The following is a 19,568-nucleotide window of genomic DNA, read 5'->3' as shown; positions in this document are numbered from 1 at the left end:
TGAAGGAGAGATTAAGGATGAAAATTACCGCTTTACGTTCAGATAAAATCTATAAGGAGATCATCCAGGCTGTACCCGATGAGAAATTGGAGTTATACCGCGAGCTTATGATGAATCCATTCATGAACAAATGGAACATTCAACAGATCCCGTTTCGCTCTCAAGAGCCTCACGGCTTCGACGTGATTATGATGAATAACTTTATGAATATCGCTCCAGCAGATATCACACCTGAGATTAACGAATCGTTAGCAGCGATCTCGTCTGAAGCATTTTGGCAACAGTGCCATGAAGCTGTTCGTACGAGTCTATCTACCTTTACAGATCACGGGATTGAGCTACCGGTCTCCGAATATCTATACACGATTTTATTAGGCGACAAGAATAGCCCTTCACTCATGATGAACGAAGGTATCAGCGGAGATGGTGGAATCCCGGGTTATATTATTGCGAACCTGATCCCCAATAGGTATACTCTACCTCGTATGCAATCCGTGTTAGCCCATGAATGCAATCATAACGTAAGGTATCAATATATCCAGTGGAATCCACAGATTACGCTTGGCGAGATGGTTGTTAGCGAGGGGTTGGCCGAGAGCTTTGCGACATCCCTGTATGGAGAAGAGTTGCTAGGACCCTGGGTAGCCAAAACGGATATGGAGACATTGAATACCGTAATCAAGCCAAAAATGAAAGACCAGCTGCATGTCACCGGTTTTGACCAGATTAATCCGTACCTATACGGCGATGAACTTGCCACACTGCAGAACTTCACTCCCGTAGGTATGCCCTATGCGGCTGGCTATGCCTGCGGTTATCACTTAATCCAATATTATCTGAACAAAACAGGTACACCGATTACCGAAGCAACCATTACTCCGGCAAGTGTCATCCTTGCTGAAACAAAGGAATTTTGGAATGAAGATACCCTATTTCACCGTTAAAGATATCATTCAGATTACAGGCATCACCAAACGCGCATTACATTATTACGATAAAACGGATCTCCTAAAACCGAGCAAAGTCGAGGACAATGGCTATCGGTATTACGATCAAGAGGCACTGGGGAATCTGCAAATGATTCTTCTGTTCAAAGAAATGAATTTCTCATTAAAAGACATTGCAGCCATGATGCAACTCTCCAAAGAAGAACAGAAAGATATCCTAAGAGAGCACCGTAGTACACTCGTTCAACGCAAACAAAAGCTCGAAACCATCATCGACCAGTTGGACGAGTATGTAGATGGAACGGATATCTCTCATCTTCATCTGTTTGATGACTCTTCCATCCTGTCCATTCAAGAACAATATGAATCTGAGGCGAAGTTCATCTACGGGGATACCGAGAAATATCAGGAATTCGAAGCCAATGTGAACCAACTGTCTGCGGAAGAACAAGAACAAGCTTACCAGCAGTTCTCGGTCAACATGGAGCAGGTATTTCGGGAATTGGCGAAACATCAGGATCTGTCCCCTGCTTCTGGTGAGGTACAAGCGTTAGTGCGTGAATGGAAGAGTTGTCTGGAACAGTTTATGAGCTGTGATGATGAGATTCTGAGATGTATCGCTGAAGCCTATACGACGGATCGTCGCTATGCGGGTTATTTTGATCAGTTTGGTGATGAGGACTTTTTGAGGTTTTTGTATCAAGCTATTATGGTTTATGTGGAGGGTAAGCAAAAGTGTTTTGTGTGAATTGGATCCCCTCCACATACAAGGTAACATAGTAAAAAAAACGTATCTTCCATATGTATGGAAGATACGTTTTTCAAACCACATGTGATTACCCTTGCTTACCGCCTTATCCATCTGTCCTTCCCGGCTTGCGTAGCATCGTTTAAATAGCGATGATAAGTAGAGCCTTGAAATACAACCCCTCTGATCTATCAAACGTCAAATTCCTGAACCTATATGAGATGCCAATATCCTTAAGAGATAATGATTTCTCTCGCCGCAAAGAGTCCATCCGACTTCGCTACCCTACCTCTTAATGCGGTACCTGTGCGCTAAAATCATCACGACTGGAACGATCCGCATGGTAGAACACCACGTCTCCATCTCGCAAAGCAAAGCTATTCCCGTAGCTGTCCTCCACCTGACGCTGGAAGCCCTCTAGCAGCCATTGGTTCATCAGCGGCGCATGAATGTATTGCAGATGCGGTGCCGCCAAATTCCCCTCCCGGATCGATTCGAGGTTGAAGTTCACAACGATATAACCATCCTTCAAAAAGATCGGTGACTTTGCATCCAAACCACCATGGGTCCGCCCGTACTCGGCCAAATTAGTCCCTGCCTGCACGACATACGGTTCCGCAGGCAAACTATACTCGCCGTACCATTGCTGAATGGCCGCATTGGTACGCAGTACATCAGCACTAGCGGTAGTGGGAATGTTCGTTTTGGGACCGATAAACGTCCGCAACTGCTCTGGCATCAGCAGCAGGCTATACCCACCTACCGGAGTTTTCATCTTCGTATATTTCTCCCGATAATAGTCCTGATACGACCGCTCACTCATCATCCCCGGATGAATTTCGCCATATCGGTTGTATTTGTATGTTGCGGTATCCCGTAGCTGTTCTGACGGTACCTGACGCAACCGATCATTCAGAATTACGAACCGCTTCACTTGGTCCTCGGCCGAGCCGATGCGGATAAAGTTGCGCTGATTCGTGGAGTAATACAAATCCACCGGCACGCGCGTTTTCCCGTCCTTGCTCACAAAATCAAAGGTCGGGGTCAGGCGAATGCCGTCCCTCGGACCAAACATATTGCCTTTCGTTTTAAAATCGAATTTGAAGTGATATCCTGTCTTTACCGCTACATTCTGGTATCCTTGCAGCGGATGACTACCGGGTCGAATCGGTACGGTAAACTGTGGGTTGTTGCCTCGCTTGTCCCCATCGATATCCTGCGTACCTGTCCAGTAACTGATCCAAGTCGGCGCAATGCTTCCCTTAAAACGGCGGAAGACCAGTTCCCAGTTATAGTCTGCAATGTCCGTAATCTGAAAATCATACAATCGGCCGATGACCTCCACAGATACTTCGTCACTTGCCAGGTGGTAGGTCAGGTCTGTGTTCGCGTCCGGCTGAGCATTACTTCTGGACATCGATTCAAAGTCGGCAGGTGCATTTTCGGCAATATTGCGAAACTCCACCTGATAATCTCCTTCATCGACCCACACGGGAAGATAGAAGGTCGTGTCCAGTACATACACCGGAATATCAATCCACGTATCCCGAGGATAAAACTGCGTCCGGTCGGTACTGTACACGTCAAACGGAAACCGCACCTGTTTGATACGATAATACTTGGCATAATCCCGGTTTCCATACCCTGGATACGAGTTGACATCCAAATGCTGTCCACTGGTGGGAATGCGCACAGTGAACGGACGCTCCAAAATAAGGGCAGAGCGATTCATATTGGGTGTCGTTTTCTGATTATGCGGCTGGTCATCCGAAACCAGCGAGTAGTTCACGACTGGCGTGTGCACAGTGACAGTGTTGATGCCATAGATATCATATTCCAGTTCTTCCTCTTCGGCATCGATACTGCCATCGGCTAAGATATAATTAATAAGTCCTTTGCTAGTAGTGTCCTTCTTGTTGGTCTTTCCGATCGGGATATAATGATACGGGCTGTACAGCACATCTTTCCCAATCTGTACTGGCACCGGAATCTGTTCAGGCTGCGGTCCTTCTTTCGCGGTCCGTAGCTTGTTCATGATCGTTTGACCCTTGAACACGAGAGAGTCATTTTCGACCTCGACATCCGGAACTGCGGCCTCCGCTACATCCTGCAAATTCTCCTGATCTGGAGAGGGTCGGCTGTTTCCACCCGACTTGGTACGTGATGGTCCTTGCTGCGTGCCCGGCTGGGGTGGCGGATATAGATTGCCGGTCTCTTCAGCCTGGAACTCTGGCGGCGTGTACCCTTCTGGTGTAATCGTAATCTGTTCACCATTGAAAGCGTAGTTGATCAACGTGGCTTCCTGAATGTTGTATACGCTCAGCTCATCAATTGTCCAGTACGCGTATGGCCGAACGACCTGGTATTGGCTGGGTACGACTTCAGTATCACTCTTTGGCGTTCGAACCGTTTGGCTGTTTCCTTCCGCATCAGTGGTCGTGCTTTCCTCCGTCCAAGTCAATGTCCATGTTTGTTCTACATTGACCGTATATGTACATGTACCTGTCATCTGTACAAATTGGTTCTGAAACAAATAATCTCGGCTGAAGACATTGCCGTACAAGCTTTCTGATGTAGGAATGCCCTTCAGCACATCAAATGGTTCACTGCCACGCTGATCCGCTTTGATTATGCCAGTGACAACCGGGTCCATGTACTTGCCTTCTAGCATGCGTCCCGGCTGCGGCGGCGTACATACGTTGTTCGGAATTTCTGGCGTTTCATCGTTCTTCAGCTTATAGTAGAAATACACGTAGTACACAGGGTACTTCCCGTTGTACGTAAATTTCCCAGGATCTCCAGAACTCCTTGATCCACCGCTCGGCGCGGCCACGGTGCTTTTTTTGTAGCCCTCGTAGGAGTACTTCTCTCCAGGAGCGGTATGGGCAAAGTTGTATTCCTTGTCCTTCTCCAGCTTCACTTCCTTATCTGTAAACCCATCCATACCATCCAAGCTTTGGCCTGTCGTGGTCCAGTGTTTGACTACCGCCTTACCTTCTTCAGGTTCAAGCTCGATCGTGAACAGGGTTGGGAAGAAGTAACGATAGCCAAGGACTCCTTGGGCAAAGGTTTGACCATTCTGCTCTTCTTCGAGTTTTCGGTTAACAGGTCTGGCTGCTTCTAGTTTCCCCTGATCTACAAAAACTCTCATATTGACTGAATTTGTTCCAACTCCCACGGGACTGCTCCTGCTTAGAGTGTAATTTTCTATCGAAGTAGCATCTTGGTAATACTGCTTATTGTTTGCTGCCAGTTCGCCTGTTCGTGAAGTGTTAAAAGTCTCATCTGCATACTTCCAATTGAATTTATAAGGGCTTACCTCAACACTTTTAACCTTCCGGCCCGAGGCAAAGGTAAACTCATATGGCCCTCCATCAACACGCTGAATTGTATCACTTGGTTTCTTACCATCTCCAGTCCAAGTTCCAGCACTATTCCGCCATACTTCGTAATACACCATACCAACAAAATAATAAACATTAGGTTTATCCGGATCTTGAAATAGACGAGAACTGCCGATTGCCTCAGCCTGACCAGGACGAAATATAAAAATCATAAATAAAGATGATAGTACGAAAATTGCACTTAGTGATGAGTTGATTAACTTTTTCACCATTGGTCCATTCTCCTACTTGAACGGATTAACGACAACTACTGCGTAGTCAGCCATATCACCATCTCGCAACATAATGTAGTCTGCTGAACTCAACTTGAATTTCGTGTAGTCATAGTCTTCTACAAATTTTCCGTTTTGGAAAAGATCTGATTCATCTATGATCGGATAGTAGCCTGTTCCTGTTTTATCACCGTTATTCACAAAGGCGTTATCGATGTGATTACGTCCCTTAGAAAATTGATTTTTTATCAAGAACTCAATAGGAGTTCCTCTATGGCTACTGCGAATCGCGATATAATCCTTACCTTTGACCTGAACTAATTCGATACTATAAATGACCTGACCATCACCTAAACGAATCGGAAGATCAGTTTGCTTAATAACCTTGATCCCAGAAAAAGTTTTTCCTTTAATATTCTTGAACAAATAATCTGTCTTACCATAAGTTTTAAAATCACCCAGGGAGTTCAGCTTAAACTGCTTATTATCCGTACTCCGAAAGTCTTTGTTCCCGATCCAGACCCAGCGATCAATCTTGTCCCATTCCACTTTTTGGCCCAGTCCTTCACTCACCAGACGCAGCGGAACGAATGTCCGATTCTGTATCAGAATAATCTGTGTGCCATAGTCCTTCTTCTGGCCGTCTATCAGGGCAGTTGTTTGGCCAATCGTCATATCCACCTTATGGTCTTTACCAACAATACCTACATGGGACACTTTCCCGGTCTTCGCATACGTCACCTTTGCGCCAAGGGCTTCAGACACAAATCGGATTGGCACCATCACACTACCTTGACTATCCTGAAACGGCTTCGCATCTGGAAATTTCATTTTCACAGTGTTTAATAGTACCTCGACTTGCTTTGGTGTGCTTGCAGCTGCAAGCGATTCCGTTCCTGATCCCATCAAGCTTACCGTCAATATACCTGCTAATACCGTTAATATCAGTTTCTTCATTTTCTAAATCCCTCTACTTTCCGTATGTACTTCTTCTTTACTATCACTTTAAACTCTTTTCTACGTATAGGTCTTACAGATCCTAAATATAAACCAAACTTTCCAATAATAAGAATATTTCACCACTAAAATCGCAAATGATAATAGGTAGAAGATTTAGTTTCCAGCGCGATCTGCTTCTTCCATACGATAATTATATCTTGCTAAATCCACCTGTTGATACTCAAATTCGGCGATCCTTCTTGCCATTACAGTCAGGAATTGATCCATTTTACTTCTCATTTCTTCTGCTGCTTGGCCTTTCCAATCGCCTACACTTTCCCCTATAGACTGAACGTGGGCCTTATTCGCTTTTAATAGATTCATCAAATGAGTCAGATCTTTCTCTGCTTGCATCAAATCGTGCAACTCAACCAAAATTCGTCCAGACACCTCTAATCCTCCTTGTTATCCCTCGTCAGCAATTCTGAAATCTTCCGCCTTTTTATTGATATACTCTGCGATAAGATGCGCTTCCTCTTCATACCAGCGGCTAAATTGATACAAGTCATGTGTTAGTCTGTCCACGATCGGTTCCAAAGATCGACTTCGACTCGTTTCAACCAATCGTAAGATGGAATTAATCGCTGTAGGTAGACTTGACTGAAATTCTTGCACATATTGCTCCATCTTCTGCCCCGCGGCCTTCAAATCCTCAACAGAGAGCTGTATGGTAACACCACTCGCTGCTGCTGCATATTGCCCATACACACCCAACTTCGACCCATATTTTTGTAGAAGTTGATCAAATGCTTTTTTCATGTTGTCTTGAGCTACCAAAGATTTTATGTAAGCATCAAAACGCAGATTACCGTTTACAGGTTGTCCATCGGTAGTTGTGAATAACTTATTTGTGATAAATCCATGTTCATCAAACTGGAAATAGTTCAAATCATGAGTTTTCTGGTTACCAAATGAATTCAAAAATTTGCTTATAGGATCTTGATTCAGAAATGGGACATTGATAGGCACATAAACCACTTTATTTTCAGTCAAACCTAGAAAGCTCTTAAAAAAATTATATTCGCTGTCCTTGTCAGGGATAGATACTCGTACATAAAATCTGCTGTTGGCTTCTTCATATGTATTGTTAATAAAAAGTCCTGTTCCTACTGTTTTGCGCGCACTCATAATACCAGAGCTAACAATGTCACCAGGATGTGATATAGAATAGATCTTATCTTTATAATCACCGTTATCAATACGCTTAATGATGTCGTCCGACAATACAGGCAATATATCAGCTGGGTCATATGTTACTGCCGATAAGTCATTTCTTGCCGCTACGTACTCGGCTAATCCACCGCCCAGTGAATGTCCTGTTGTGGTGATATCCGCAGTTGGATATTCCTTCTTAACCGTTCTATACAGTTCCTCTGCCTGATAAAATTGTGTATCCTTGTACCCCTCGTTAATCACGTTTTGGTCGTACTTGCTTGGAGTCCGTTCTACTCCGCTCTGATGTTGATTGTATGTATTCTCAAGTTGCTTCGCTCTTCCCATAACAACGTCAAGTACATCCGTTTCCAGATCGGGAAGTTTCTCCTTAATAGGACGACCTCCGGGCTCTGTACCTCTATAACCTATGATGATTTGATTCGTATTTTCATTATGGAATACTTCAGCGTCAAATCCGGTCTTGCTGTCATGTAAAGTTGAATGGGGTTTTACTATTTTCCAGTCGGGGATTTCGTCATATTTCTGTCCTGCTTCTATGTCCGAGTTATATACTGTTTTAGATATGTAATGGTATGTTTCTTCAGTTATATAGCCATTCATTACTATTCTCCTTTCTTTAGGTTTATAGTATACTATGTTGCATACTTTTTTCCAAGAAAGGAGGTTTATTGATTTTGTCAAAAATTATTCGTACAGTCACACTATTCATAATATCGATAGCTATTCTCACAGGCTGTGGTGGCCTTTCTAAAGCTGATGAACAAGATTATTATGAGAAAGCGATACCTATTGGACAAGAATACTTTAAGAAATATTACGATGCAGATGTAGAATTCAATCGTTTCGAAGTTCATTTACCTATGTCATCTACAATCGTATTGTATGGTCATGTTAAAGATGACCCATATACTTCTCTCTCTTTATCTTTCTCCCTGCCCTCTCTAAAAGTTGATTCAGCTGGAGGACCTGCAGAATTTATAGACAAACGCAAGAGTGAGGAAGAGGTTAACTCCCAATGAAGCTTCCAACTTAAACCCTTGTACTTATTTCAACTGACTGTGGAGGACTATCTTATAAAGAGGAACAAGTATATTTTGAAAAAGCAATTCCGATGGGACAAGAATACTTCAAAAAATATTACGATGTGGAAGTGGGATTTACGGAGTTTTACATCAATATTCCCATGTCTTCAACCATGGTGCTAAAAGGTATCTTAAAGATGATCGCTATACTCATGTTTCACTCTCTTTCTATTTCCCTTCCCTAGAGGTTAAATCTGAAAGCGGACCAGGAGATTTTATTAAGAAACGAAAGATCCTAGTAAAATTGCACGTTCCACCCTACATACGATAGACAAAAAAAGCTGCCTGAATTCAGACCAACCTGAATGCAAAAGCAGCTTTTCGTGTATTATTCTACTGTCCTCGCTCAAAATACGCATGCAAACGATACTGACAAATCTCCTTCGTCCAACGATACAGTAGCGCCTTTTCCTCCGCATCCTTAACCTGCACATTCAGCGAGAACACGCCATCCTCGAATCGCGTCATGCTACCCTTCGCCCCGCTCCACATTGACATCGGCATGTCGATAATCAGTTTCTCAATCCGTGTTGCCGTCTTTTCATTCCATTCCCATAACCCAAGTTTGCCTTTGTCCGAAAAGTCTTTCCGTTTCCGGTACTCCTTCTCCGTCAGATACGTATGGAAGAATCTCGCCATCTCCCCCGGTGTGATCGGGTCCATCCAGTAGGCTTCACCTCGCTCCAGCATGTACAACAGCACGATCATTTTGTAGCTTTTGTTCATGAGTGTATTCTCCACATCACGCAGCCACGCCTCATGCCGAACGTACACCTCTCCCTCAGCCGGGGACAGCAGCTCCGCCCAATAGAGAAATCCAACATAGGAGCCAAATTCGTTCCGGTACCCGATACTCTTCGAATGTCCCATCAGATGCAACTCCAGATAGTTCGGAATACGCCCCAGCTCTCGTTTCACATCCAGAAAATCCTGATGCAACTTCTCGCGGCGCGGCAGCCGTTTGCGGCTTAGCTCCTGAAGTAGGTTCACCACTCGAGTCTCCAGATGAATCCCACAGTTGTCCGGAACTTCAGGCACAGCCGAATCCATCGCTTTCCCGCTTCGTTCCTCGTCCCCGCGCACGTCCAGCAGACTCAGCTTCACATCCGCATTGCGGTAGTTTCCGATCAGGTCGATGATGACACAATGCGATTTGCCCTCCGCCAGCCTTAGACCACGCCCCACCTGCTGGGTGAACACGGTGAGTGACTCCGTTGGACGTACGAACAAAAGCGTATCCACACGCGGGATATCTGTCCCCTCATTGAACAGATCCACCGTCAGCACAACCTCCAGATCGCCCGCATCAAGCTGGCGAATGGCTTCCTCCCGGGACATCTCCGATGTGCGCGAATGTAGACTGAGCACCTTCACCCCCTGACTGCGAAAATACGCAGCCAAATAGTCCGCCTGCCGGATCGAGGAGCAAAAGCCAATCGTTCTAGTCTGCTTGTGCCGCCGCCAGGCTTCATAAATGGTCTCCACATGCTCCTCTTGCAACTGAACAGCCATAAGCTGTTCTTCATCATACTTCGTCCCAATCCAACGAATCTGCGAGTAGTCCGTATCGTCGAATACTCCGTAATATTGAAATGGAGCCAACCAACCCCTCCGGATCGCTTCAATAAAGTGCATCTGGTACGCCACATTCCCATCACAGAGCGCATACACATCCTTGCCATCCAGTCGATCCGGGGTAGCCGTGATGCCCAACAAGAACTTAGGCTGAAAATGCTCAATCACCGACATATACGTCTTCGCCGCCGCATGATGAAATTCGTCCACCACGATCAGATCAAATGCATCGACGGAAAACATATCCCGGTGCTTCTGCATACTCAGCGTAAAGATCGAAGCATACACACAATCCGCCGTCCCATCTTTATACTGCCCGTTATAGATCCCATGACTGCGCTCCGGCATGATCCGTTGAAATGACTTCTTCGCCTGGAACAGAATCTCTTCACGATGCGCCACAAACAACACCCGCTGGAACCGCTGGGCGAAGAAACCCGCCAGATACGTTTTGCCAAGCCCGGTCGCCATAACGACCATCGCCTTGTCGTACTGCTCCTCCATCGTGCCATGAAGTGCTTCGAGGGCGTCCAACTGCGCAAAGCGCGGTTGAATCGGCACCAGCGACAGCTCGGCGGTTTCTTCCTCTTTGTCCTCTGGTAGACCTGTGCCAAATTCCGCTTCTTCCATCTCCGTGATGCGCTGGATCATCTCCGGGTTCTTCTGGTGATATTTGCGGTACTCTTCCTCATACAGTTCAATCGAATCCGGGTTTACCGGCAAGGTTGTCTCGTGGTAGAAGCTCTGCATGAACTTGTCCAAAGCCATCTGGAACGTATATGGCTCCGCCTCCGCATTCATCGCCAGATTCCATTCATATCCCGTCTTCAGCGCCGTGAACGAAAAGTTCGACGAGCCGACAATCAGTAGTCCTTCCCCGTTGTCATGATCGAACAGATACGCTTTCGGGTGAAAAGAAGTGCCCATACTTCGCCACAGCCGCGCTTCAATTCGTGAATCAACCTCACAGAGCGCCCGCAAACCTTCCGGCTGTGTGATATACAGATAATCTCCTGCGAGCATTCGTACCTCTGCTCCACGTTCTGCTGCCCGTTTCAAATGCGGAGCAAGCAGCTTCACACCAGACTGCATAATAAAGGAAGTCATAATATAAATCCCGGACGCATGCTGCATCCGGGAAATGAGTTCGTCTGCCAAGTTATCTGTAATGAGTTTAACATTAAGCTTCGTCGACATCGATCAGATACACCCGTTCCTGGAATCCACCGCGCTCCTCGGCCTTGTCCGCCCGCAGCTTATCCAACTGTGCTGCATTCGCTCCATGCACCCCCGCCAGCGCCCGGATCACCTCCAGCATGTCAGCCAGTTCTTCTAGGGCTTCCTGATCACTCGCTGCATTTACGTACTCATCCGATTCTTCTTGCAGCTTCGTTCTTAGTTCTTGCTTATACTCCTCCAGGTCCAGAATGCGCGTCCGGCATTCCTTACCACTGGATGTGATAATATGCGGAATCTTGTCCCGCACCAATTTGTTGTATGTAGGCATGTGGTATAACATCCTTTCTGCTGTGAGAGCCTTCGAGCCTTGCGCAAGAATCTCCCTTTTTGCCATTATACCATTTGCTATGGGGAGGGATGGGTGATTTTGTAAAGTAGTGGATTGGATTGAGGAGATAAAAATAGCCCATGACTACTCGTATTCGAGTTGAAATGGGCTTTCTGCCATTATTAATGTCTAATTATTTTGCAACAAACTCTGGTTCAGAAGGATTCTAAGCCAACAGTTTTGAGACAATAGCATTCATATTCTTTGTTTCTTTATCAATCTCAACCAAACAAGTGTCATCATCCATAGCTGGTTCATAACCGATTCTAACTTTTTCAATTGCATACTTCTTCATAATATCAAGAATATACTCTATTAACTTCTGAGCATTTAACGTTGTCTCTGAATTTTCTCCGCTGAACAACTCCTCTTCAGGAAAATTCATAACGATATCTCCAGATTCCTCATCGAATGAAAATACAATCATCACGTCGTTATAGGTATGACCCAGATAAAGCTGAGACAATAATATATTCCCCGTTCCCTTAGGAGAAAGAATCTCTTCAAGGCTCTCTATTTGCTGAAATTCAATATCGTTTTCACTACGGTTATCATAAAAGTGAGAACTTTTGATATGATCCAACTGAATGTTCAAATCATTCTTAATGAATCGATCTAGATTATTTTTGTTAAAATCAATCAAAATAATTTCTAAACTTTCCATATCCAAACCTTCTTACATCATATAATTCTTTCATTTTCCCAATGTTTTCAATTCGGTATTGTAGGCGGATGTAGTTGCTTATGTTCCAACTCAAACCATTGCTCAATATGGTTACATAACAATGGGATGTCTTGAAGCGCTTGCTCACATATTTCTTTATATGATTCTTGAAGCACTTCTTCAAGTTCCAAATTCACCTGATATGCCTCAGTTTGTTTCGCATGGTATACATCAGCAGGCTCAATGACATAATTTTTATTTTTGGTTGAAGGACTTACATAGATCGTCCACTCAAGGTTACCCTTAAAGTGCTGAATACAATGCTTTAATTCCTCGTAAAGCTGATCAGCGTTGTGGAATCTAAAATAAAAACCCGCAGGTTTCTCATATATCCGATTCGGATTATACATCTCTGTTCTATTCCATTCATACGAACCTAATTTGGCCAAGGTATACGCCATAAGTTCCGGTGCAAGCACCTCTTCTTTGTTCTTCATATAAATACTTTTTGACACCATGCCACCCACTTGAGAGTCCGTTTATTCATTTGTTGAAAACTATGTTTTCCTGATTACTTTCAATGATCTTATTATTAATCCTCCATTGATTGGATCGCATATTCTATGTCTTGCTCCATATCCAGATCAGGATACTTCTTTTGCAATTGAAGAAGACAATCTATAAATGCTCGACTTTGGAATTCAGAAGATAGATCTTCAAATATCTCACTCAGCCAATATAAATCTTTTTCTCCACATTGATTTAGAAATGATATGGCACTTTGCTCGTTCACTTTTAGAATGTCTACCATCTCATTCCATATCGTTTGAATAGCTGGATCGTCAGGGTGTAAATCTTTTCTTTTCTTTATTAATGAGATAACTTTTTCACTGTAGTCTACCAAGTTTTATTCTCCTCACGGTTGTCTTGAATTATCTGGAGTAATCGTTCCGATCTGTCCATCGTTCTTGATTACGCCTACTCTAACGTTATTATAGTTTCCAAACATCCATTCACCGTCCCCCTTAATTCTATTCTCAGGCAGATTTGCTACATGCTCACCTGACTTTTTGATATCTTCCGATGTCCACTCCTTAGGGAACCATGCTTGGCCCTCTCCACTTCGCTTTGCTTTATTTTTGTGATTAGGTATATTACCAACCCGTACACCATTTTCATATTCTTTAGCAATGTTAAATGGGATCTTATTTTTAAGTAGGTAATTAATATTATCTTGACCGTGACCACCATTGATCAATCTATTTTTAGAATTAAAATCTCCAAGTGAAGCATGGTGAATTCTTTCATTACTTACTGTAATTCTTCCACCAATCATACCTTTTGGGAGTGCTAATCCTTCTTTCGGAACCTTATAACCCTTATTATACATTCCAGTAAAAGCCAATACGAGCTTAGCAGTCTGTAAACCTCCTATAGAAACTGCTGCTTGCCATGCTGGTATGGATTCTCCAGTTATGGGATGACGACCTTCCTTAAACGCAATAATCTGTTCATCATATAGATCCCCACCACCAGACTCCGGTTGCTTCGGTCCAGCTCTCATTTCTTCATAACTGCCACCATTTTCCCAATACTTAACAAACTCTTTTTGCCCTGGCATACCATCCTCTGCTTCACTCGCAGGCATGTTAACTCCAAACAAAGGATTATATACCATTCGTCTTTGTTCTTCTGTGTTACCTATATTATGGTTCATCATTGTAAGGGCAGCAATCTGTCCAGCAATGGCTCCCAAGCTCACCTGTTCCTGATCCGCTTGTTTGAATCTCTCAGCAATCGCGAACATATCTTGGGATGACATAACCATACTTTCCAGTGCTCGATCCAGTACAGAACGTGACTGCTGAAAATCATAGAAAAACCGTTCTTGCGTTGCTCCCGCCCACTGAGACTGGATGAATCCGATCCGTGCGATCAGGTCATTACGTATACCCTCCAACTGCTGCCTACCCTGCTCGATTTGTCTGGATACATGCAGCAGCTGCTCTGGTGTTACTTTAATTGTACTCATATCATTCTCCGCGTTTGAAATAGGATTTTACCATGTTAGCAGAAGCTTGATGTATATACATCCTTCTAACATCCTGATTTTTCCTTTCCCACCATAACAATATTTCCAACAACGTACTTCATAGGTCCTAATTCAAAGGAAATCTTCTTAATCTCTTGATTTAATAGAAAATAATTAACAAACACACCAACGGGCACGCCGTCAACAATGCCGCTGTAAAACTGATCTGTGCCGCGACTCGTCCTCCGGTAAACTCTTGCCGTGAAAAGAACATCCAGATCGAGAGGTACGTAGCGCCTAGTGGGAATGAAATTATCCCTCTAAACGTACTCGGTTCCATGTATCCAATCATCATGCTTTTACCAATTAGGATTAATGTAACCAATTCCATTATAGATAATATGAAAAACGCGATAGCAATTACTCTTTTCAAAATGTACACCTACTTTCCAGATGCAAAGCAAAGAGCATCCTTTGTAATCTCTGCATCATATACCCTTTATTTGGATGATGTCATCTTGTAAGCGTAACACAGATAAATCAAACATTTAACCCAAATGATCAATTAAAAAAACATCTTACTCTGATGAATCCTTCATCATACGTGCAGATAAATCATCCAATATCTCTTCTGTTCGTTGAATAAGCTTTTCGATATTGTTCGGTTCTAGTGGCTGGTCATATGGGTAATCCGCTTGGGATGACATATGTTGCATCGTGCCGATGAACAAGGCAATATCTAGTCCGGGTTCAGTCTCCGTATGCACTAAAGGCAAGATTTCATTCATGGTGAGTTCTTTGGGTGGATGAACTGAATGATACTTATGGATATAAAGCGCCTTAATCATGGAGGCTAGAGCCCAATCACATAGAATTAGGCAGGCTTTAAACTGATTGTGATTACACATGATGGCGGCAAGTTGGAGATGATACATAGCATGTTGGTGATAGCCCATTATTGTGGTACGTAGCATATGGTAAGCAGGAATATGTTTGGACCTAGATTGTGTGGAGATATCATGGTCTTGCAAACGTGGGGTAAAATCTACTTGGTGATTACAATGTGCTTCGGTTATGGACCAATTTCTTGCCATTGTCATCCCTCCAAAGAGTTAATACCAGTATTATACAATAAAATGATACATATAGTAATCAAATAAACGATTTGTATTTTTCGTTTGGTGTTTACCTTGAGGAAACTTGTCTACACTTTTGAACATAGAGAGGTGAATACCATGAACGAGGACAGAGAAGTTTTGAAGCTAGTCGGAGCCAGAATTCGCGCACTACGCAAAGAAAGAGGGTATTCACAGGAATCCCTCGGAGAAAAAGGTGGATTTCATTTTTCATACATAGGACAGATCGAACGTGGAGAAAAGAATGTTTCTTTGGTGAACCTGGCAAAGATCGCTGAGTCACTTGAAGTAAACTTAATACAGCTTTTCGCTTATGTAGACGAGGATTTTCATTTCACAGAGTCAGAAGTAGTTATACAGGAGATTTTAGAAATGTTAAGAGATGCCTCCCCTGACAGTATTCAACTAACCAAAAATGTGATACGAGAAATATTAAAGTGATCTTGAACATAAAAATAACAAAGGCAAGGCAGCTTACAAGCTGCTTCGCCTTTGTTTCACCGTCATTTTATTGAGGTCATTCAGATAGCTTTCGTTCTTCTACAAGTAGGGTAGCTACTACATCCCCAAAATTCCGCCCCAGCTTTATTCTTACGTTTAACCATTAAAGAACCACAACTACATTTGATATTAGATAATGTCTTAGATGACGCTTGCTCGTTCTTAATCGGTGCAATTTTCATTTTTCTATTGGATGGCACCCATTTACCCCAACTGCGAAGCTTGCTGTCTACTAAACCACCGTGCCAATAATCCACTTTGAATTGATCGGCTTCTTTTCTTGCTGGACCCGTAAGATCAGATGTGGTCACGATTAGAGACAAAATACAGTCATGATTCCTTTTCGCACCTACCAGCTCACGAACAGTCATTACTTGCACCTTATTATGATCGGCATAACATTTGGCTTGGACTGCTGTTTTTTCACCGCGCTTATCCGTAATAACCAGATCTACTCCTCCATCTTTACCCCCAACGCCAACTTCTTTTACGGTATAACCGTTGTCTCTAAAATAGAGTGTAAGTAAACGTTCGAACTCTGCTCCGATCATTTTATCTAGTGGTAAAGTTAGAATCACTTCGTCTGATCTACACATAGAGGAGGCACGATTAAATCCGCTACTCACAGTTTTTTTAGTAGTCTGTTTCTTCCGTGGGTTGAACTTTTTTCTTTTTTACTTTTTAGAAGGCTGTAATAGTCCAGCAACAACTGATAATGTAACAACACCAATAACGAGCCATATTATTTCATTCATTCACTTATTCTCCTTAGAACTTATAAAAATATAACCGATTTACCTTTTAAATGGCTTTCATATTTTTAGCAATACGAAGTATAGTTTTTTCGTTTTCATCAAAAAAATCTTTTGATACTTTAACGTAGTAGTTGTATTCAATTTCATCATCAAACATCCAGGATAACTAATACTGAAGCTGAAGCTGCTGTTTTGATATGTGGTCCACTCCACATTGCTTTTCTCATTTTTCAACACTCTCATATGTACTTGACTCAGTAGTTATAGTATTTTCTTTGTTAGTCAGATCGTTACTAGAATCACAGCCTGTAATAACTATGATCAACATTATGACATATAAATGCTTCATCGTTTTATTTTCCTATTCAATCAGCTGTATAGCAGTAATTTCATTTCTTCAGAATTAAGGAAGTCTAATAAAGAAGCGTTTTCCGAAACCCAATGTAGAAGTTGTTTCTGTTCCAAGCTCCATTTTAAAAATTGAAACAAATATTAGATCTTGTTGCGTAGTAACGCCACTTACAACTGAGCTCCCAAACAAACTGATCCCTGCACTAACCCATTCATTATCTGACTCTTCTATTGAAGAGTTTACGACCCACTTAACAAAATCGTCTTTGCTTGGATTTGTCACGGCAAGCAAAATCAATATAAATCCAATTAAGATCCAAAATTTATAATTTCCACTTTTATTACTTGAATAATGTACTTCATCACTTTCCATGTCTTTATCACCTTCCTTATTTATCTTAATTTCTACATATAAGTCAATGGACTAGATAATTGAAAGAGAATCAGGCTTATAGAATCATTATCAAGCATAAATCCACTTATTTCCACTATTTTTCAAACAAAACACCTTATCTAACAATAAGCCCGTACTTTTGCTATTCATACAATACACTTATCAACCCCTACTAACAAAACTTGGTTAAATAAAAAACCTTGAAAGGCATTTGCCCTGCAAGGTTTAGATAATTCTACTTTTCTTTCTCGTAGAAGCGAACAATCTCATCCGGTGTTTGTGCTTCTAAGACGATCTGATTCTTTTCAAATACAATGACATGTGGATAAGTTTGGATCTCGAAAATCTCCTCGAAATTATACTGTTGCTTCTCACTAATATCAATATAGCTCACATTCGCAATAGGATTATCTGTTCTCAAGTTCTCATTGATGAATTGGAGATCCTTTTGCAAATCTATGATGTAGGAACGCTCAGATGGCTTATCTCCAAAAACGATGACAGTCACATCATTGGTTTGATTCTTCACAAGATAATCTATTGCCTTTTCTCGATCATTTGAACTGCAACCAGTAATCAATGTAACTAGCAATGCCAAAAGCAAGAGTTTCTTCATATTTCCTCCTTAGAGCTAAAGCTCGTTAAGGTAATTATTGAACTTTAGCGGTTATATCATGTGTGTAAGTATCTGTAAATGTAGTCCACTGAGCAGGCTTATTACCGAAGGAATAGAATGCCCCAATTTTAACATAGACACCTGCTTGAATTTTCACATTCTTCCCTTTACCCGTAATACTTGTGACACCTTGTATTGTATATTTTTCAAGGTCTCTACCACTTGAGTCTTGAAGCGGAATCGACATACTTTTCAGATCCCATCTAGCAGGGTTTCCTTCATTACTTGTGTTACTCGAACCAATAGGGATCTGGAATTCAGTCCCTATTCCTGCATAGGATATAGCAATCGGAATGGAGCGCTGACTCGACGTCTTAACAATTGGTCTAGTGTATGCAATAGCATATGTCGAATTAACATCGTAAGATTCATAACGAGTTAAAATCGTATGGATGTCGGATTGTTTCTTTATGAGCTGACCTGTACTCCCATTCGGTGCTTTCCATGTTGCCAGATTAGAAAACAAAGGTTGGAATTTAATTTGCATGTTATTATCGTTATTTGACATCAAATTCGTTGTATTCCATTGTACATTCGAGAATGTATATTTTCCATATTTAGACGACTTAACAACAGGCAAATTAGCAGCGGCCATTGGTCCGATCACAGACGGAACTTCTCTTGGCTGTTCATTAGTCTGGATTCCTTCATGCATCTCCTTTAAAGAAATCCATTCATTATTATTGAAACGAATAAAGGTTTCTTCAGGAAATTCATTTTCCTCTGAAGTAGATGTAATAATAATGTCTCCGTTAGCGTTCTCCTTCTGATCGTAACCTAACTTCAATACAAAAGATTTACCATTTTGCAACATCCCACTAGCTGAAATTAAAGTTGTATTCGATTCGCTATCATAGTTCATATCATAAGCAATATCAGTCACATTTAAAATTTCTTCTCCTGTATCCAAAACCATGGATAAGCTATTCTCTGACAACAGTTCCACGTTTAAATGATCATACTGTTTAATTTTATCATACGTTTCATTGTTATATTCATATACATTCTTTATTGTAAATTGATCATCAGTTGCAGCATATGTTGACTTAGGAAACAGAGTAACAAGCAAAATCACAGCTAAAAACATTATACTTTTTCTCAATGAATAAACCTCCTGATAAAATAATAAATGTAGAAACTCTCTAATTTTGTTTGCTGGCCAGCTTAAGAGCTTCTTAGCCCACATTTTGAAATTCGCCGTTTAATTACTCTCATCAATTTACAAATCATTAAACTTATCGATCTCATAAAGACATATCGTATTGATGAAGAGTAATTACGGATTGTTAGACGAATTCTACACTAGTGAGTCATCATTAAACATTACCAATTTCTGTTTTACATCGCAA

At 42.1% G+C, this 19,568-nt stretch carries 19 protein-coding genes; 4 read left to right on the top strand and 15 right to left on the bottom strand.

Annotated features, from left to right (window positions below; all coding sequences use genetic code 11):
• The first annotated feature begins 17 nt into the window (after window positions 1-17).
• Together ACE04G_RS08470 and ACE04G_RS08465 are read left to right on the top strand one after the other, a co-directional pair.
• Entirely contained in the window at window positions 18-944 is a 927-nt protein-coding gene (locus ACE04G_RS08470) for a DUF2268 domain-containing putative Zn-dependent protease (protein WP_449005236.1), read from the top strand.
• Entirely contained in the window at window positions 919-1,695 is a 777-nt protein-coding gene (locus ACE04G_RS08465; protein WP_449005235.1) for a MerR family transcriptional regulator, read from the top strand. Before ACE04G_RS08470 ends, ACE04G_RS08465 begins: the two co-directional genes overlap by 26 nt.
• A 292-nt stretch (window positions 1,696-1,987) precedes the next feature.
• Here the strand turns inward: ACE04G_RS08465 and ACE04G_RS08460 are convergent, their stop codons facing one another.
• From ACE04G_RS08460 to ACE04G_RS08445, 4 genes are all read right to left on the bottom strand, one after another.
• Entirely contained in the window at window positions 1,988-5,311 is a 3,324-nt protein-coding gene (locus ACE04G_RS08460) for a DUF5704 domain-containing protein (protein WP_449005234.1), read from the bottom strand.
• A gap of 12 nt (window positions 5,312-5,323) precedes the next feature.
• Window positions 5,324-6,268 carry a copper amine oxidase N-terminal domain-containing protein gene (locus ACE04G_RS08455; protein ID WP_449005233.1) on the bottom strand — a complete coding sequence of 315 codons (945 nt, stop codon included), beginning with the start codon at window positions 6,266-6,268 and terminating at the stop codon, window positions 5,324-5,326.
• Between the two features lie 156 nt (window positions 6,269-6,424).
• Entirely contained in the window at window positions 6,425-6,700 is a 276-nt protein-coding gene (locus ACE04G_RS08450; RefSeq protein ID WP_449005232.1) for a hypothetical protein, read from the bottom strand.
• 15 nt (window positions 6,701-6,715) lie between these two features.
• A complete protein-coding gene (locus ACE04G_RS08445) occupies window positions 6,716-8,086 on the bottom strand; it encodes a Tle-like phospholipase domain-containing protein (RefSeq protein WP_449005231.1) in 1,371 nt (456 codons plus the stop codon).
• 74 nt (window positions 8,087-8,160) lie between these two features.
• On the opposite strand from ACE04G_RS08445, the gene ACE04G_RS08440 reads away from it, so the two are divergent.
• Window positions 8,161-8,505 (top strand): hypothetical protein, encoded by a 345-nt coding sequence (locus ACE04G_RS08440; RefSeq protein WP_449005230.1) that lies wholly within the window; start codon window positions 8,161-8,163, stop codon window positions 8,503-8,505.
• A 396-nt stretch (window positions 8,506-8,901) separates the two neighbouring features.
• On the opposite strand, the gene ACE04G_RS08435 is transcribed toward ACE04G_RS08440, so the two are convergent.
• The 7 genes from ACE04G_RS08435 to ACE04G_RS08405 all read right to left on the bottom strand — a co-directional run bounded on the left by ACE04G_RS08435 (window position 8,902) and on the right by ACE04G_RS08405 (window position 15,500).
• A complete protein-coding gene (locus ACE04G_RS08435; protein ID WP_449005229.1) occupies window positions 8,902-11,340 on the bottom strand; it encodes a DEAD/DEAH box helicase family protein in 2,439 nt (812 codons plus the stop codon).
• Window positions 11,324-11,650 (bottom strand): nucleoside triphosphate pyrophosphohydrolase, encoded by a 327-nt coding sequence (locus tag ACE04G_RS08430; protein ID WP_339182312.1) that lies wholly within the window; start codon window positions 11,648-11,650, stop codon window positions 11,324-11,326. Before ACE04G_RS08430 ends, ACE04G_RS08435 begins: the two co-directional genes overlap by 17 nt.
• A 226-nt stretch (window positions 11,651-11,876) precedes the next feature.
• Window positions 11,877-12,374 carry a hypothetical protein gene (locus ACE04G_RS08425; RefSeq protein WP_449005228.1) on the bottom strand — a complete coding sequence of 166 codons (498 nt, stop codon included), beginning with the start codon at window positions 12,372-12,374 and terminating at the stop codon, window positions 11,877-11,879.
• 47 nt (window positions 12,375-12,421) lie between these two features.
• Window positions 12,422-12,892: a hypothetical protein gene (locus ACE04G_RS08420; protein ID WP_486094365.1), complete on the bottom strand. Its 471-nt coding sequence runs from the start codon at window positions 12,890-12,892 to the stop codon at window positions 12,422-12,424.
• A gap of 74 nt (window positions 12,893-12,966) precedes the next feature.
• Window positions 12,967-13,278, bottom strand: coding sequence for a hypothetical protein (locus tag ACE04G_RS08415; protein WP_339182306.1), 312 nt, complete (start codon window positions 13,276-13,278; stop codon window positions 12,967-12,969).
• Between the two features lie 12 nt (window positions 13,279-13,290).
• Window positions 13,291-14,406 carry a WXG100 family type VII secretion target gene (locus ACE04G_RS08410; protein ID WP_339182304.1) on the bottom strand — a complete coding sequence of 372 codons (1,116 nt, stop codon included), beginning with the start codon at window positions 14,404-14,406 and terminating at the stop codon, window positions 13,291-13,293.
• A gap of 578 nt (window positions 14,407-14,984) precedes the next feature.
• On the bottom strand, window positions 14,985-15,500 hold the full coding sequence (locus ACE04G_RS08405; RefSeq protein WP_339182300.1) for a HEPN domain-containing protein: 516 nt from the start codon (window positions 15,498-15,500) through the stop codon (window positions 14,985-14,987).
• A gap of 141 nt (window positions 15,501-15,641) precedes the next feature.
• Here ACE04G_RS08405 and ACE04G_RS08400 point away from each other — a divergent pair, with 141 nt between their 5' ends.
• Window positions 15,642-15,983, top strand: coding sequence for a helix-turn-helix domain-containing protein (locus tag ACE04G_RS08400; RefSeq protein WP_076253421.1), 342 nt, complete (start codon window positions 15,642-15,644; stop codon window positions 15,981-15,983).
• Window positions 15,984-16,063: 80 nt separating this feature from the next.
• Here ACE04G_RS08400 and ACE04G_RS08395 read toward each other — a convergent pair whose 3' ends face one another.
• The 4 genes from ACE04G_RS08395 to ACE04G_RS08380 all read right to left on the bottom strand — a co-directional run bounded on the left by ACE04G_RS08395 (window position 16,064) and on the right by ACE04G_RS08380 (window position 19,321).
• Window positions 16,064-16,621 (bottom strand): restriction endonuclease, encoded by a 558-nt coding sequence (locus ACE04G_RS08395; RefSeq protein ID WP_486094363.1) that lies wholly within the window; start codon window positions 16,619-16,621, stop codon window positions 16,064-16,066.
• A 580-nt stretch (window positions 16,622-17,201) separates the two neighbouring features.
• The gene (locus tag ACE04G_RS08390) at window positions 17,202-17,522 is read right to left on the bottom strand and encodes a hypothetical protein (protein ID WP_449005225.1); all 321 of its coding nucleotides are present in this window, start codon (window positions 17,520-17,522) and stop codon (window positions 17,202-17,204) included.
• A gap of 256 nt (window positions 17,523-17,778) precedes the next feature.
• On the bottom strand, window positions 17,779-18,159 hold the full coding sequence (locus tag ACE04G_RS08385; protein ID WP_221818891.1) for a hypothetical protein: 381 nt from the start codon (window positions 18,157-18,159) through the stop codon (window positions 17,779-17,781).
• Between the two features lie 34 nt (window positions 18,160-18,193).
• On the bottom strand, window positions 18,194-19,321 hold the full coding sequence (locus ACE04G_RS08380) for a hypothetical protein (protein WP_449005224.1): 1,128 nt from the start codon (window positions 19,319-19,321) through the stop codon (window positions 18,194-18,196).
• Window positions 19,322-19,568: the final 247 nt, after the last annotated feature.

This window comes from Paenibacillus sp. AGC31 (assembly GCF_057334655.1).
Note: the sequence above shows the minus strand (reverse complement) of the source record. Positions and strands in the feature narration are given on the sequence as shown.

Excerpts from the sequence above, each read along its gene's own strand:
- ACE04G_RS08385 (WP_221818891.1), bottom strand. The coding sequence starts at position 18,159 with ATGAAGAAACTCTTGCTTTTGGCATTGCTAGTTACATTGATTACTGGT.
- ACE04G_RS08470 (WP_449005236.1), top strand. The coding sequence starts at position 18 with ATGAAAATTACCGCTTTACGTTCAGATAAAATCTATAAGGAGATCATC.
- ACE04G_RS08445 (WP_449005231.1), bottom strand. The coding sequence starts at position 8,086 with ATGAATGGCTATATAACTGAAGAAACATACCATTACATATCTAAAACA.
- ACE04G_RS08400 (WP_076253421.1), top strand. The coding sequence starts at position 15,642 with ATGAACGAGGACAGAGAAGTTTTGAAGCTAGTCGGAGCCAGAATTCGC.
- ACE04G_RS08430 (WP_339182312.1), bottom strand. The coding sequence starts at position 11,650 with ATGCCTACATACAACAAATTGGTGCGGGACAAGATTCCGCATATTATC.
- ACE04G_RS08410 (WP_339182304.1), bottom strand. The coding sequence starts at position 14,406 with ATGAGTACAATTAAAGTAACACCAGAGCAGCTGCTGCATGTATCCAGA.
- ACE04G_RS08465 (WP_449005235.1), top strand. The coding sequence starts at position 919 with ATGAAGATACCCTATTTCACCGTTAAAGATATCATTCAGATTACAGGC.
- ACE04G_RS08425 (WP_449005228.1), bottom strand. The coding sequence starts at position 12,374 with ATGGAAAGTTTAGAAATTATTTTGATTGATTTTAACAAAAATAATCTA.
- ACE04G_RS08405 (WP_339182300.1), bottom strand. The coding sequence starts at position 15,500 with ATGGCAAGAAATTGGTCCATAACCGAAGCACATTGTAATCACCAAGTA.
- ACE04G_RS08460 (WP_449005234.1), bottom strand. The coding sequence starts at position 5,311 with ATGGTGAAAAAGTTAATCAACTCATCACTAAGTGCAATTTTCGTACTA.
- ACE04G_RS08390 (WP_449005225.1), bottom strand. The coding sequence starts at position 17,522 with ATGGAAAGTGATGAAGTACATTATTCAAGTAATAAAAGTGGAAATTAT.
- ACE04G_RS08455 (WP_449005233.1), bottom strand. The coding sequence starts at position 6,268 with ATGAAGAAACTGATATTAACGGTATTAGCAGGTATATTGACGGTAAGC.
- ACE04G_RS08420 (WP_486094365.1), bottom strand. The coding sequence starts at position 12,892 with ATGGTGTCAAAAAGTATTTATATGAAGAACAAAGAAGAGGTGCTTGCA.
- ACE04G_RS08435 (WP_449005229.1), bottom strand. The coding sequence starts at position 11,340 with ATGTCGACGAAGCTTAATGTTAAACTCATTACAGATAACTTGGCAGAC.